Origin of the sequence: Streptomyces sp. NPDC096079 (assembly GCF_040303145.1) — a bacterium.
In the GTDB taxonomy this organism is placed as follows: Bacteria; Actinomycetota; Actinomycetes; order Streptomycetales; family Streptomycetaceae; genus Streptomyces.
In genome coordinates, this window is the sequence record NZ_JBEOST010000018.1 from 64,873 (window position 1) to 79,051 (window position 14,179).

Genomic DNA, 14,179 nt, shown 5'->3' on the forward strand with positions numbered 1-14,179 from the left:
ACTGGTAGGTACCCGGTCGTGGCCCATGTTGTGACACGTGTCATAACCCCGTCAACGCGCCGGACGAAGGTTGTTGACGGAGATTCAGTGAAGGCCGCCCGCCCCCGCGCCGGCGGCCGGGTGCCGCGCCCCGCCGCCCGCCCCTCGATGGGAGAATGGCGGCATGACAGGCGCTGAGGAGTTCAAGCCCGAATCGGAGCGGGTGACGCGTGCCCTGCGCGATCAGATCATCGACGGGACCCGGGCACCCGGCAGCAGGCTGGTGGAGCGCGAGATCGCGGCCGAACTGGACGTGAGCCGGCTGCCCGTGCGGGACGCCCTGCGGGACCTGGTGGCGGAGGGTCTGGTGACGCCGCGCCCGCGCACCTGGGCGGTGGTCCGCGAGTTCACCGCGTCCGACATCTCGGACCTCGGCGAGGTCCGGTCCGCCCTGGAGATCCTGGGCTTCCGGCTCGCCGCGCAGCGCCGCACCAGGGCGGGGCTCGCCAAGCTCCGCGCCGACCTCGACGCCGAGCTGGCGGCGGCGGCCAAGGGCGACGGGCAGGCCGCCCGGCGGGCGGCCGCCGACTTCCACGAGACGGTCACGGAGCTGGCCGACAACGCGCTGCTCAGCGAGCTCAACGCGACGCTGCGCAGCCGGATGCGGTGGATGCTCGGGCAGCACGACGACCTCACCGTCGTCGCCGACGAGCACGAGGAGCTGTACCGGGGGATCGAGGCGCGGGACGTGGAGCGCGTCGAGAAGCTGGCCCTTCGTCACCTGGAGACCAGCCGCGACGAGGCCGCCGCGCACCAGCGCAGGGCGGCGCCGGAGTAGGGTCCCGACCCCGGCGGCGGGTCGCGGTCATCGCCGCATGATCCAGACGGTATACCGAACGGGCGGGCCCGTCGCCACCGGAGGCCTGCCCGCGCCCGCCCACGCGCCCGAGGTCCGCCGGCGCCCGAGGCCCTCCGGCACCTGCGCCGCCCACGCGCCCGAAGTCCGCCGGCCTCTGCGACCCGCCCGCACCTGAGGCCCGCCACCGGACGTCGCCGGACGTCGCCGGACGTCGCCGGACGTCGCCGGACGTCGCCGAGACGCGCTCCCGCCTCCGCTTGCGTGGGGCGGGGGCGCGCCGCCGTTCGGACGTGGGTCCGTCCGGCGCGGGGCCGTGCAGCGCGGGGCCGTGCAGCGCGGGGCCGTGCAGCGCAGGGGGCGTTCAGCGCAGGGCCGTGCAGCGCAAGGGGCGTTCAGCGCAGGGCCGTGCAGCGCAAGGGGCGTTCAGCGCAAGGCCGTCCAGCGTGGGGCCGTCCGGTGCGGGTCCTTTCAGCGCAGGGCCGGTACCTCCAGGGTGAGCGTGCACGTGTCCGCGTCGAGCACGGCGGGCAGGCCGAGCGGCAGGGTGAGCGCGGTCGGGCTGTGCCCGAAGCCCATCTCCTCCACGACCGGCACCCCGAGCCCGCCGAGACGGTCGGTGAGCACCGCCCGCACCTCCTCGTACGGACCGCACTCCTCCCAGGAGCCCAGGCCCACGCCGGCGACCCCGTCGAGCCATCCCGACCGCAGCAGCTGGGTGAGGATGCGGTCCAGGCGGTACGGCTCCTCCCCCACGTCCTCCAGGAGCAGCAGCCCGCCGCGCGCCGAGGCACGCGCGTACGGGGTGCCGAGGTCGGCGGCGAGGAGGCTGACGCAGCCGCCGAGCGTCACGCCCCTGGCCCGGCCGGGCACCAGGGCCCGCGCCGTCCCCGGGGCGAGCACCCGGACCGTCTCGGGCTCGAAGAGGGTGGCGCGCAGGGACTCCTGGGTGGCCGGATCCGACAGGAACGTGCCGGCGGCGACCATCGGGCCGTGCAGGGTGGCGAAGCCCGCGCGCACGGCGAAGGCCTCGTGCAGGGCGGTGACGTCGCTGTAGCCGACGAAGGCCTTGGGTCCGGCGGCCCGGATCGCCGCCCAGTCCACGAGGTCCACCATCCGCTGGGCGCCGAAGCCACCACGGGCGCAGAGCACGGCCGCGACGGAGGGGTCGCACCAGGCCTCGGTCAGGTCGCGGGCCCTGGCCCGGTCGTCGCCCGCGAGGTACCCGAGGGCGGGGTGGGTGCGCAGGACGTGCGGGGCCACCACCGGTTCCAGGCCCCAGCCGCGCAGGACGTCCAGCCCGGCCGCGAGCCGCTCCTCGGGGACCGGCCCGCTGGGCGCGACGACGGCGACCCGCGCCCCGGGCCCGAGCCGCTCGGCCCGGGTGAGGGCCTCGACCGGGGTCACCTGCGGTACTCCAGGTCCGGGACGTCCGTACGGTCGATGCCGAAGGTCCTGACGTACAGGGCGAGTTCCGCCTCCAGGGCGCGGACCATGGTGTCGGCCCTGCGGAAGCCGTGCCCCTCCCCCTCGAAGGCGAGGTAGGCGTGCGGGACGCCCCGGCCGGCGGTGCGGGCGAGGAAGCGCTCGGCCTGGGCGGGCGGGCAGATGACGTCGTCGAGGCCCTGGAGCAGGAGGAACGGGGCCGTGACGCGGTCGACGTGCTCGATCGGCGAGCGCTCCTTGTAGCGGGCGGGCACCTCGTCGAGCGGTCCGACGAGTCCGTGGAGGTACTGGGACTCGAAGTCGTGGGTCTCGTCGGTGGCCCAGCCCCGCAGGTCGAGGATGGGGTAGATGATCGTGCCGCAGGCGTACACGTCGGTGGAGACCAGGGAGGCGGCGGTCGTCCAGCCGCCCGCGCTGCCGCCGCGCACGGCGAGCCGGGCCGGATCGGCGGTGCCCTCGGCGGCGAGCGCCGCCGCCACGGCCGCGCAGTCCTCGACGTCGACGACGCCCCACTGCTCGCGCAGCCGCTCCCGGTACTCCCGGCCGTATCCGGTGGAGCCGCCGTAGTTGACCTCGGCGACGCCGATCCCCCGCGAGGTGAAGTAGGCGATCTCCAGGTCGAGGACGAGCGGGGCATGGCCGGTGGGTCCGCCGTGCGCCCAGATCACATAGGGCGGCAGCTCGCCCTCGGGCCCGGCGTACCCGGGGTGGTGCGGCGGGTACACCTGGGCGTGGATCTCCCGTCCGCCGGGTCCGGTGAAGGTGCGGAGGCGGGGTTCGGGAAGGTGGGCGGGGTCCACGGCGTCGGTGTGGGCGGCGCCGACCACGCGGCTGCGGCCGGTGCGGGTGTCGAGCTCGACGAGCTCGTAGGAGCGGTGGGGCGAGGCGGCGACGCCGACCACCCGGGTGCCGTGCGCGGCGAGGGTGGAGGCCCACTCCGTGCGGGTCCCGCCGGCGTCGACGAGCGCACGGCGCTCGGGGTCGAGGATGCCGAGGGTGGTGGTGCCGCGGCCGTGGACGACGGCGATCAGCCCGTTCTCCAGGGGCGTGAACCAGCGCAGGCCGATCTTCCAGAGGGGGCCGCCGAACTCCTCGGGGCGGGGGCAGAGCGCCTCCGGTTCGGCGAGGCCGCCGTCGGCGCCGACCTCCGCGCGGTAGAGGTTCCACCAGCCGGTGCGGTCGCTGACGAACAGCAGCCGGCCCGCCGCGTCCCAGTCGGCCTGGGGGACCGACTCGGCGGTCCCGCCGGCGACGGTCCGGGTCGCGCGGAAGGTGCCCTCGGGGGTGACCTCGGCGAGCCGGACCTCGGTGCCGTCCCAGGGCATCCGGGGGTGGTCCCAGGCGATCCAGGCCGCCCGGCGGCCGTCCGGGGAGAGCCGGGGGCCGGTCACGAACCGGTGGCGCCCGTCGGAGAGCTCACGGACGGCGCCGCGGTCCTCGGCTGCCGAGCCGTCGAGGGGGACGGCGGCGAGGACGCGCCGCACATCGGTCGGAGCGGGACCGGTGAACTCCTCCAGGACGCACCACACCTCCCCGAGGTCCGGGCGGATGACCGGGTCCGCCCAGCGCAGCCCGCCGCCGACGGCGGAGACGGGCGTCAGCGGCCGCGGCGCCGTACCGGGGGCGTCGGGCTCGTACGCGTAGAGCCGCTGGTCGGGGAAGTGGCAGAACACGGCGAGCGGTCCGTCCGCCGGGCGCTCGACAGCCGCCCAGGGCTGTCCGCCGTACTCGATCACCCGGCTGCGCACGTTCCACGGGGCGGGCAGCAGGCTCTCCTCCGTGCCGTCGGCTCGCCGGCGGACCAGGGCGCGCCGGCCGCCCTCGGCGGGCCGGGGCGCGGTCCACCACAGTTCGTCACCGACGGCGCCGAGGTACTCGGGCCGCCCGTCGTGCGCTGCGGCGAGCTCCGCGCCGACGGGTGACGGCCAGCTACCGTAGGCGGCCGTGGTCGTGGCCATGGCTTCTCCCCCTGTCATGGGCCTGCCTCCGCCGTCCCGGCCTAGGCGGACTTCAGGTAGTGGTCGAGCACCCGGACGCCGAAGTGCAGGGCGTCCACCGGCACGCGCTCGTCGACTCCGTGGAACAGTGCCCCGTAGTCGAGGTCCGGGGGCAGCCGGAGCGGCGAGAAGCCGTAGCCGGTGATGCCGAGCCGGGAGAACTGCTTGGCGTCGGTGCCGCCGGACATGGTGAACGGCACGACGTGCCCGGCGGGGTCGAAGCGCTCGACGGCGGCCCGGAGCTTGGCGAAGGTCGGCGAGTCGACCGGGGCCTCCAGCGGCACCTCGCGGTGGTGGAACTCCCATTCCACGTCGGGCCCGGTGAGCAGGTCCATGGTGGCGGCGAACTCCTCCTCCGTGCCGGGCAGCATCCGCCCGTCGATGTGGGCGACGGCCTGTCCCGGGATGACGTTGACCTTGTAACCGGCGTCCAGCATCGTCGGGTTGGAGCTGTTGCGGAGGGTCGGCGCGACGAGCGCGGCGGCCGGGCCGAGCTTGTCGAGGAGGAGGTCGACGTCGAGGTCGCGGGCGCTCGTGTCGACGTCGATGCCGTACAGCGCGGCCAGTTCGGTGAGGGCGGCGCGGACGGTCGCGGTGATGCGTACCGGCCAGGTGTGGTTGCCGATCCTGGCGACGGCCGTGGCGAGGCGGGTCACGGCGTTGGCCGTGTTCACCTTGGAGCCGTGGCCGGCCCGGCCGTGGGCGGTGAGCTTGAGCCAGGCGGTGCCCCGCTCGCCCGCCGCGATCGGGTAGAGGGTGGTGCCGGGCTGCGGGTGGAAGCTGAACGCCCCGGACTCGCTGATCCCCTCCGTACAGCCCTCGAACAGGGCCGCGTGCCGGTCGGCGAGGAAGCCGGAACCGTCCTCGGCGCTGGCCTCCTCGTCCGCGGTGTAGGCGAGGACGATGTCGCGGCGGGGCCGGGCGCCGTGGCGGGCCCAGGAGCGGACGACGGCCAGGACCATCGCGTCCATGTTCTTCATGTCGACGGCGCCGCGCCCCCATACGACCCCGTCGCGGACCTCCCCGGAGAAGGGGTGCACGGTCCATTCGGCGGGGTCGGCGGGCACCACGTCCAGGTGGCCGTGGACGAGGAGCGCCTCGGCCGAGGGATCGGTGCCGGGGATGCGCGCCACCACGTTGGTGCGGCCGGGGGTCCGCTCCAGGAGGGCCGGCTCGATCCCGGCGTCCGCGAGCCGCTCGGCGACGTACTCGGCGGCCGGCCGCTCGCGGCAGTCGCCGCCGCCCCGGTTGGTGGTGTCGATGCGGATGAGCTCGGAGGTGAACGTGACCACCTCGTCGAGCGCCGTCGTGTCCGGGCCCCGGACCTGCTCAGCCATACTGCTCCTCCACCGCGGCCGAGACGATCGTCGTGACCGCTTTGAACGTGCGGATTGCCTCGTACATCGTCGCGCTGGTGTAGGCGACGCGCCGCTCGCCGCTCCGCGCCACGCCGGGAACCACCGTGGCGGCGGCGCCCAGGTGCTCGGCGTCGAACTCCAGCTCCACGGTGAACGGGCCGCCCCTCACCGGCTCGTGCCGGACGGCGAGGGCCGCGCCGGTCTTCGCCGCCGCCCGGATGTCGGCGGCGGTCCTGGCCGGCGGGCGGCACACCGCCGCGTACCGCGAGACGTGGTCCTTGACGGCGACCTTGGGCGCCTCCGGCGCGTACCCCAGGGCGTCCTCGCAGGTCAGGTCGTCGCCGGTGACGAGCACGACGGGCACGCCGTACTCCGCGACCACATGGGCGTTGAGCAGGCCCTCGCTCGCCCGCTCGCCGTCGAGCCAGACGCCGGTGATCGAGTTGGCGAGGTAGGTGTGGGCGAGGACGCCCTCGGTGCCCGCACCGGTGTGATAGCCGACGAAGGCGATGCCGTCGACGTCCCCGTGCTGCACGCCCTCGACCATCGAGAGGGACTTGTGGCGTCCGGTGAGCATCTCGGCCCGCTCGTCGAGCCGCTCCAGGAGCAGGTTCCGCATGGACCAGTGCGCCTCGTTGATGAGGACCTCGTCCGCGCCGCCGTCGAAGAAGCCGAGCACGGCGGCGTTCACGTCGGACGTGAACATCGCGCGGCACCGCTCCCACTGCGGCGTGCCGGGCAGCACGTCGGCGGGCCAGGTCACACCGGTCGCGCCCTCCATGTCGGCGCTGATGAGGATCTTCATGTCTGGCACCGTACGCGCCGCCCGGCCGCCCTACCACCCCTGTGGATAACCGCCGTTGGAGTGGACCTCTGGCATCCACCGGACGGCGGTACGGCTCATCCGGACGGTTCCGGATACCCCCGGGGATCCTCCGTCTCGAAGCGGCGCAACGCGTCGGCGGCCCGCCGCTCGGGCGGTGTGCCGTCGTCGGGGAGGAGCCACAGGTACTGCCGGGGCCACGGGGCGCCGTCGGACGTCCGGGGCGGGTCGTTGTAGGTGATCACGGTCGTGTCCGGAGCGGAGAAGTCCGTGCTCACCCAGCCCGGGCGCAGCCCCCAGCGGGCGAGGAGGCCGGGCCGGTCGCGCAGCCCCCGGGCGATGAGCCGGGCGGTGTCCCGGGCCGGCCAGCTCCAGCCGCGGTCCCGCTCGGCGCGGCCGATCTCCGCGTCGTACGCGGCGGCGTCGAAGCGGAGGGCGGGCGGGTCCGGCAGTCCGCGCGGGGCTCCCGGCCGGCTCCAGCCGTCCCAGACCACGTGCGGACCCTCCCGCCGCACCGTGACGTGGAGGGCGCCGCAGCAGCCCTCGGTGCAGTACGCCTCGGCGAGCCGGACCTCGCGGGGCTCGTCCCGGGCGCGCAGGACACCGGTGTCGAGGAGCCGCTCGGGCGGGTCGCCGGGCCCGCGGCCGAACGCCCAGGGCACGAGCGGCCGGCCGTCGACGAGGAAGCGGGTCTCGACGACGTCCGGGTCGCCGGGGTCCGCGACGGCGACCTCGACGCGCAGCCGGGGCGCGCGGGCCGGCTCCATGGGCGCGGGGCCCGGCTCGACGGGCGCGGGCCCCTGTCCGACGGGGGCGGGAGGCCGGGGCGCGGGACCCGGCTCGACGGGCGCGGGCCCCTGTCCGACGGGGGCGGGGTTCGGTGCCGTGGGCGGCCGCACCGGCGTGGTGGCGGCCCGGAGCCGGGGTGCGGTGCGGTGGAGCCAGTCGGCCCGCCGGCGCGTCCACGGATCGCCGTCGTCTTCCGCTTCCGGCCGCGCCGGCTGCCCGACGGCGTCCAGCAGGACTCCGAGGACCTCCTCGCGTCGGCCGGACGGCCAGTCGAGGAGGTGCGAGGCGCCGCTGTGGAGGTCCAGCGCGAGGGTGAGCAGCCGGGCACGCCGGTCGAGCCCGGTCGCCGGGCCGCCCGCCGCCACGCGCGCGGTGATCGCCTCGTACAGCTCCCTGGCCTCCGCGTACCGCGCGACCGCGGTGGTGTAGTCACGGCGGCTGGTCGTCCTGGCGAGCAGGAACTCCGCCCTGGCGAGGAGTTCGGCGTCGTCGGGGTGGGCCCGGAGGAGCGCGGGGAGCCGGGTGGCCTCCGCGATCAGGCGCGCCTGGTCGGGGCCGACGTCCTGGGACCGGTGCGCCGGGACCGCCACGACGAGGTCCCGGAGCTCGTCCGTGCGGCCGGAGACGAGCGCGTCGACGAGCGCGCGCAGCTCGGTCCCCCGCGCGCGGTGGGCCAGCGCGACCGTGGCGGCGGCCTGCGGGTCCAGGGGCGTGAGGGCTTCGACGGCGGCGGAGGCCAGTCCGTCGAGGAGGCCGAGCTCGCGCAGGTACGGCACGTCCTCGGGTTCCCCGTACCGGCTCAGGAGCCCGAGGCCGCAGGCGACGCCGACGAGGGTGGCCCCGGTCCGTACGAGCCGGCGCCCGAGGGCGCGGGCGGCGGGCGCGTCGGGGCGGTCGAAGGTCGCGGCGGCGCGGAAGACGGTCCGGTCGCGGATCCCGGTGGCGACGAGGGCGGGCTCCGGGTCTGCGGTCCCGGTGGAGAGCAGACCGTCGAGGGCGTCCGTCACGCGGGCGCATGCCTCGCGGTGGCGGGGGCCGGGGCCTCGGGGGCGCGGGGTGCGCGCGGTGCCGGGGAGGGGGTGGCCGCCGTGCGGGACGGTCGCGCCGCGCAGGCCGCGGACGTGGGAGGCCAGGGAGGGGGCGAGCGTCGAGCGCTCGTACGAGGCGCTCATCGCGCGGGGTGGAGCTCGATTCCGTAGGTCATGGAGGCATGCTGCCCCTGTGGCAGCTCCGCGCGCCACCCGTTTGGCGGCCCTCGAATCGGGCGAAACATCGCCAACGGGTGCGTATAGGCTGTCCGCCGCAGTTGTCGTTGTCGACCTTCCGGAGAGCTCTCGGTGACCATCGCCTTCACCCCGTCCGAATCCGCGCCCGTCGAGACCGAGTCCGCCGTCGTTCCCGAGCCCGCCGGCCCGTTCATGGCGGAGGAGCCCGAGTTCTGGGAGCCCTCGGCCCCTGAGGTGCCTGAGGTGCCCGCGGTCCAGGAGACCGACCAGGAGGACCGGCACGACCAGGAGGACCAGGACGACCAGCACGACCAGCCGCACGATCCCGTCGTCGTCCGTGACGCCCGGGACTTCGGGGTCTACGCGCGCACCGGCGGCTGGGCGTTCGCGCTGAAGGTGGCCCGGAGCGTCCGGCCCGGTGGGCAGCCCGCCGAGGGGACGGCCCGCACGAAGGTCTCCGCGAAGGCCTTCGCGGAGATCGCGGGGTGCTCGCCCGAGCGGGTCATGCGCTACTACAAGGCCTGGGACATGGCGGCCGACGACGGTCTGGTCCCGCAGTTCGAGGTCCTGGTCCCGGGCGAGGACATCGAGCTGCCGGAGGCGGACGTCTGGCTCTCGTACTACACCTCGCGCAACAGCGCGTCCTCCGTGCGCGGCCAGGCGATCAGCGCGGCGGCCGAGGCCGAGGGCATCCGGCCGACGAAGGCCCTGGAGGTGGCGGAGAACCCGACGGCGCTGCGGGCGGCGATCCTCGCGGACCCGGGGACGGCGGAGGCGGCGCGCGGGGCGCTGCTCGACCGGATGAAGGAGGACCCGGCGCTCCAGACCGAGATGGCCCGTGCCTTCGCCCGCACCGACGACCTGAAGAAGGCGGTGGCGAGCGAGGCGAAGGCGGCCGACCGCATCGGGTACGTCCGGCAGATCGTCGAGAACGGCCAGATCAAGACCCCCGCGGGGCAGACCGTGGAGGCGCCGGCCGAGCTGCGGGCCGAGGCCGAGCGGCATCTGTCGCTCCTCGACGAGCTGGACGACTCGGAGGAGGCGGGCGAGTGGGCCGGCGAGGCCTACGACACGGTGAAGGGCCTGGTCGCCAAGGCGGTGGAGGAGGATCCGGCGCTGCGCGTCCAGGAGCGGCGGACGAAGTTCTACAACAGCCTGCAGAAGGCGACGAAGGTCTTCGAGGAGCTGACGCTGGACGAGGTGATGGAGGAGGACATCTACGAGGCGGACATGCTGCAGCGCCTCGAAGCCCTCCAGGAGGCGATCGGCACCTGCATCAGCGCGCTGCGCAAGGCGACGACCACCTCCTGAGCCCGCCCGGTCAGTCCTGGTGGCCGAGCTGGAGGTCGCGCTCGGTGCGGCCGCCGCCGGCCACCTGGAGGACGGTGGCGACGGGCGGGTACCCGGCGGCGATGACCGTGTACTCGCCGGAGGACAGGTCGATGAAGCGGAAGGTGCCCTCGGGACCGGTGGTGAGGGTGTCGACGACGTTGCCCGCGGCGTCGAGGAGGGTGACCCGGGCGTCCTCCACGGGCCGTCCTCCCCCGGCGCGCACGGTGCCGCGCAGCACCGCGCCGCCGGCCAGCTCGATGTCCTGGCGGGTCTCGCGGGAGGACTGGACGCTCACGGGGAGCGCGGCGGGCCGGAAGGCGGGGGCGCTGGCGGCGAGCGTGTACTCGCCCGCGACGAGCTCCCCGATGACGTAGCCGCCCTCGCGTCCGCTGCGGGTGGAGGCGACGACCTCGCCGCGGACGTCGGTGAGGGTGACGGCCGCGTCCCGTACGGGCGTGCCGTCGGCGGTGACGACGCTGCCCGCGAGCCGTCCCGCGCCGCCGAGGACGACGTCGAGCTCCACGGGCCGGTCGCCGACGGTGACGGAGACGGCCTGCGGCTGGTGCCCGCCGGCCGCCGCGATCAGCACGTACGCACCGCTTCCGGGGACGCTCAGGGCGTACCGGCCGTCCTCGCCGCTCGCGCCGCGGCCGATCTGGCGGCCCTGGACGTCGATGAGGGTGAGCGCGGCCCGGGGGACGCGGCTGCCGTCGTGGTGCTGCACGGTGCCGCAGACCGGGACCCCGGCGTGGGGCGGGGTGGCCGCGGCGGGGGCGGGAGCGGCGTGGCGGGCGTGCGGGAAGGCCTGCGCGGCGCCCAGGTCGATGGCCTCGGTGGTCTCGGTGAGGGGGCTGTGGTGGGACACCAGCGGTTTCTCCTTGAGGAAGAAGGCGAGGACGAGGCCGAGTGCGAGGACCGGCACGAGGTAGAGGAAGATCCGCGGCATCGCGTCCGCGTACGCCTGGATGTACGCGTCGCGCAGGGCGGGCGGCAGGGTGTGGACGGTCCCCGGCGTGATCGATTCGGCGGGCGGCAAGGACTCGGGGCCGCCCTGGGCGAGGACCCCCGCGAGGCGGTCGCCGAGGGCGTCGTCGAGCCGGGAGGCGAACAGGGTGCCGAAGACCGCGGCGCCGACGCTGCCGCCGATCTGGCGGAAGTAGGTGTGGGCGCTGGTGGCGGTGCCGAGGTCGGCGGGGCGGACGGAGTTCTGCACGGCGAGCACGAGCACCGGCATGACCAGGCCGATGCCGGTGCCGAGGACGGCCTGCCAGAGGCTGTGCTGGAGGCGCGGGGTGTCGGTGTCCATGCGGGAGAGCAGCCACATGCCGAGGACGGAGACGGCGCCGCCGATCACCGGGTAGATCTTGTAGTGGCCGGTGCGGCTGATGAGCTGGCCGGAGACGACGGAGGCGATGACGATGCCGCCCATGAGGGGCAGCATCAGGAGGCCGGACTCGGTGGCGCTGGCGCCCTCGACCATCTGCAGGAAGCTGGGGAGGTAGCTGGCCGCGCCGAAGAGCGCGATGCCGACGACGGCGCCGACGAGGGCGGTGACGGTGAAGACGGAGTCGCGGAACAGCCGGAGCGGGATCAGCGGCTCGGGCGCGACCTTCTCGACGACCAGGAAGAGGACGGCCGATCCGACCGCGCCGCAGGCCAGGGCGAGGATGACGCGGGAGTCCCAGGCGTACTCGGTGCCGCCCCAGCTGGTGAGGAGCACCAGGCAGGTGGAGGCGGCGGCGAGGAGCAGCGCGCCGAGGACGTCGAAGCGCGCGCGTGTCGTGGGCTTGGGGAGCTTGAGGACGGTGGCGACGACGGCGAGGGTGACGAGCCCGAAGGGCACGTTGAAGTAGAAGCACCAGCGCCAGGAGACGTGGTCGGTGAAGAAGCCGCCGAGCAGGGGACCGGCGACGGAGGCGAGGCCGAAGGCGGCGCCGATGAGCCCCATGTAGCGGCCGCGTTCCCGGGCGGGGACGATGTCGGCGATGATCGCCTGGACGCCGATCATGAGGCCGCCGGCGCCGACGCCCTGGACGGCGCGGAAGGCGATGAGCTGGTCCATCGTGCGGGACCAGCCGGCGAGGCCGGAGCCGATGACGAAGACGACGATGGCGAAGAGGAAGACGCCCTTGCGGCCGAGGAGGTCGCCGAGCTTTCCGTAGACCGGCAGGCCGATGGTGGAGGTCAGCAGGTAGGCGGTGATCGCCCAGGACATCCGGTCCAGGCCCTGGAGTTCGCCGACGATCTTCGGCAGGGCGGTGGCGACGATCATCTGCTCGAGGGCGGCGAGCAGCAGCGCGAGCATGAGCCCGCAGAAGACGAGCCGTACGCGGCGGGGTTCGAGGCCGGCGGGTCCCGGCCCGGCCGGGGGCGCGGGGTCGGAGGGCGGTCCGTCCGGGGCGAGGTGCTCCGCGCCCTCAAGGCCGTCCTCAAGGCCGCCCTCGGTGCCGCCCTCGGCGGCTTTCGCGATCGTGATCGCACCCACGTGCCTGCTCCCCTCGTCACGGCGTCTGCGCCGCGCCATTCTTCGCATTGCGCGCGAAGGGGGAGCAAGTCGGGCGGTACGGGAGGACGATGGCGCTCCGGGGGCCGAACGTCCCTGCGCTACGGCGCACTTGGGTCGCTCATCAGCGCGTTTACGAGAAGGCCCGCGCCCCCCGGTGCGCGGGGGCGCCGGTACGGGGGGTGCGGGCGATCCACTCGAATCGGTGAACGCTCCGGGCGTTACTTCTCGACCTCGTCGGCCAGCTTGGCGAGGACGGCGTCATAGATGCGGCCGAGGCCCTTGGGCGCGAAGGTCTTCTCGAAGAAGCCCCCGATGCCGCCGGCGCCGTTCCAGACGGTGGACACGACGGCGCGGGACTTGCCCTCGCCGGCGGGGGTCACGGTCCAGGTGGTGACCATGGAGGAGTTGCGGTCCTTCTCGACGAGCTGCCCGTCGGTCGGCTCGGTGACCTCCAGGAGGCAGTCGCGGACGCGCTTGCTGGTGGCCTGGAGCTTCCAGTGGACGAGGGTGCCCTCGCCGTCGCCGCCCTCGCGCACCTCGTACTCGCTGAAGTGCTCGGGCAGCACCTTCGCGCGCGTCCCGCTGTAGTCGGCCAGCGCGTCGAACACCGTCTCCGCGTCGGCGGCGATGATCCGTTCCGTGGTGGCCTCGACCTGCGCCATGGACTTCCTCCAGCTCGTGATTCCTCGGGGTGTGGCCCAAGCGAACCACGTGGGCTCCGGGGGGCGAAATCCGGGTTGCGACGATCAAGGGAACAGATGTTCTATTCTGAGCGAACGGTCGAGGCAGAGCCACCGAGGAGGCGTCCATGCGCTGGGACAATCTGGGCGACACCGCCGCCGCCCCCGCCGACATCGCCCTGTTCGGCACGGACGCGGTCACCACCCGCACCTTCGACACCCCCGAGTTCCGGGGCATCACGTTCCACGAGATCAGGGCCCGGTCGATCCTGAACCGGGTGCCCGGCGCCTCCCGGATGCCGTTCGAGTGGACGGTCAACCCGTACCGGGGATGCACGCACGCGTGCGTCTACTGCTTCGCCCGCAAGACCCACAGCTATCTCGACCTCGACACCGGTCTCGGCTTCGACTCCCAGATCGTCGTCAAGATCAACGCGCCGGAGCTGCTCGCGAGGCAGCTCGCCTCCGCCCGCTGGGAGGGCGCGCACGTCGCCATGGGCACCAACGTCGACTGCTACCAGCGCGCCGAGGGCCGCCACCGCCTGATGCCGGGCATCCTCACGGCCCTGCGGGACCGGGCCAACCCCTTCTCGATCCTCACCAAGGGCACCCTCATCCTGCGCGATCTGGAGCTGCTCACCCAGGCCGCCCGGGTCACCGAGGTCGGCATCTCCGTCTCGGTCGGCTTCGTCGACCAGGAGCTCTGGCGGACGATCGAGCCCGGCACGCCCTCGCCGCAGCGCCGCCTCGACGTCGTCCGCACCCTCGGGGAGCACGGCATCGACTGCGGGGTCCTGATGGCGCCGGTGGTGCCCTTCCTCGGCGACCGTCCCGAGCAGCTGCGCGCCACGGTCCGCGCGATCGCCGAGGCCGGCGCGAGCTCGGTCACCCCGCTCGTCCTGCACCTGCGGCCGGGTGCCCGCGAGTGGTTCATGACCTGGCTCCGCGCGCACCACCCGGACCTGGTGCCGCGGTACGAGCGGATGTACGCGGACGGGGCCTACGCGCCGACCTGGTACCAGCGCCGGATCACCCGTCAGGTGCACGAGCTGGCGGCCGAGTTCGGCATCGGACCCGCCCACCGGGGAGCGAACCGCCGGATCCCCGTGCCCGAGGAGCCCTCCCTCGCGGCCGCCCCCGAGCAGCTCACGCTGCTGTGAGACGGCCCGGAACACCTCTCCGATGAT

The 14,179-nt window shown here is 74.6% G+C and carries 10 protein-coding genes; 3 read left to right on the plus strand and 7 right to left on the minus strand.

Features of this window, described 5'->3' with window-relative positions; translation table 11 throughout:
• The first annotated feature begins 163 nt into the window (after nucleotides 1-163).
• Nucleotides 164-817, plus strand: coding sequence for a GntR family transcriptional regulator (locus ABTY59_RS28910; protein ID WP_352021984.1), 654 nt, complete (start codon nucleotides 164-166; stop codon nucleotides 815-817).
• 489 nt (nucleotides 818-1,306) lie between these two features.
• Here ABTY59_RS28910 and ABTY59_RS28915 read toward each other — a convergent pair whose 3' ends face one another.
• From ABTY59_RS28915 to ABTY59_RS28935, 5 genes are all read right to left on the minus strand, one after another.
• Complete coding sequence (locus tag ABTY59_RS28915; protein WP_352021985.1) at nucleotides 1,307-2,242, minus strand: S66 peptidase family protein; 936 nt, start codon at nucleotides 2,240-2,242, stop codon at nucleotides 1,307-1,309.
• Nucleotides 2,239-4,257 (minus strand): S9 family peptidase, encoded by a 2,019-nt coding sequence (locus ABTY59_RS28920; RefSeq protein ID WP_352021986.1) that lies wholly within the window; start codon nucleotides 4,255-4,257, stop codon nucleotides 2,239-2,241. Before ABTY59_RS28920 ends, ABTY59_RS28915 begins: the two co-directional genes overlap by 4 nt.
• Before the next feature lie 23 nt (nucleotides 4,258-4,280).
• The gene (locus tag ABTY59_RS28925) at nucleotides 4,281-5,615 is read right to left on the minus strand and encodes a M20/M25/M40 family metallo-hydrolase (protein WP_352021987.1); all 1,335 of its coding nucleotides are present in this window, start codon (nucleotides 5,613-5,615) and stop codon (nucleotides 4,281-4,283) included.
• Nucleotides 5,608-6,441, minus strand: coding sequence for a M55 family metallopeptidase (locus tag ABTY59_RS28930; protein WP_352021988.1), 834 nt, complete (start codon nucleotides 6,439-6,441; stop codon nucleotides 5,608-5,610). Before ABTY59_RS28930 ends, ABTY59_RS28925 begins: the two co-directional genes overlap by 8 nt.
• A 95-nt stretch (nucleotides 6,442-6,536) precedes the next feature.
• On the minus strand, nucleotides 6,537-8,420 hold the full coding sequence (locus ABTY59_RS28935) for a hypothetical protein (protein WP_352021989.1): 1,884 nt from the start codon (nucleotides 8,418-8,420) through the stop codon (nucleotides 6,537-6,539).
• A 165-nt stretch (nucleotides 8,421-8,585) separates the two neighbouring features.
• Here ABTY59_RS28935 and ABTY59_RS28940 point away from each other — a divergent pair, with 165 nt between their 5' ends.
• On the plus strand, nucleotides 8,586-9,785 hold the full coding sequence (locus ABTY59_RS28940; protein ID WP_352021990.1) for a hypothetical protein: 1,200 nt from the start codon (nucleotides 8,586-8,588) through the stop codon (nucleotides 9,783-9,785).
• 10 nt (nucleotides 9,786-9,795) lie between these two features.
• Here the strand turns inward: ABTY59_RS28940 and ABTY59_RS28945 are convergent, their stop codons facing one another.
• Together ABTY59_RS28945 and ABTY59_RS28950 are read right to left on the minus strand one after the other, a co-directional pair.
• On the minus strand, nucleotides 9,796-12,330 hold the full coding sequence (locus ABTY59_RS28945) for an MFS transporter (RefSeq protein WP_502995440.1): 2,535 nt from the start codon (nucleotides 12,328-12,330) through the stop codon (nucleotides 9,796-9,798).
• Nucleotides 12,331-12,530: 200 nt separating this feature from the next.
• Complete coding sequence (locus ABTY59_RS28950) at nucleotides 12,531-12,974, minus strand: SRPBCC family protein (protein ID WP_352021992.1); 444 nt, start codon at nucleotides 12,972-12,974, stop codon at nucleotides 12,531-12,533.
• A 146-nt stretch (nucleotides 12,975-13,120) separates the two neighbouring features.
• Here ABTY59_RS28950 and ABTY59_RS28955 point away from each other — a divergent pair, with 146 nt between their 5' ends.
• Entirely contained in the window at nucleotides 13,121-14,152 is a 1,032-nt protein-coding gene (locus tag ABTY59_RS28955; protein WP_352021993.1) for an Rv2578c family radical SAM protein, read from the plus strand.
• Nucleotides 14,153-14,179: the final 27 nt, after the last annotated feature.

Bases quoted from the DNA above. Each gene is read 5' to 3' on its own strand.
- ABTY59_RS28910 (WP_352021984.1), top strand. From the start codon at position 164: ATGACAGGCGCTGAGGAGTTCAAGCCCGAATCGGAGCGGGTGACGCGT.
- ABTY59_RS28920 (WP_352021986.1), bottom strand. From the start codon at position 4,257: ATGACAGGGGGAGAAGCCATGGCCACGACCACGGCCGCCTACGGTAGC.
- ABTY59_RS28925 (WP_352021987.1), bottom strand. From the start codon at position 5,615: ATGGCTGAGCAGGTCCGGGGCCCGGACACGACGGCGCTCGACGAGGTG.
- ABTY59_RS28930 (WP_352021988.1), bottom strand. From the start codon at position 6,441: ATGAAGATCCTCATCAGCGCCGACATGGAGGGCGCGACCGGTGTGACC.
- ABTY59_RS28935 (WP_352021989.1), bottom strand. From the start codon at position 8,420: ATGAGCGCCTCGTACGAGCGCTCGACGCTCGCCCCCTCCCTGGCCTCC.
- ABTY59_RS28945 (WP_502995440.1), bottom strand. From the start codon at position 12,330: ATGGCGCGGCGCAGACGCCGTGACGAGGGGAGCAGGCACGTGGGTGCG.
- ABTY59_RS28950 (WP_352021992.1), bottom strand. From the start codon at position 12,974: ATGGCGCAGGTCGAGGCCACCACGGAACGGATCATCGCCGCCGACGCG.
- ABTY59_RS28955 (WP_352021993.1), top strand. From the start codon at position 13,121: ATGCGCTGGGACAATCTGGGCGACACCGCCGCCGCCCCCGCCGACATC.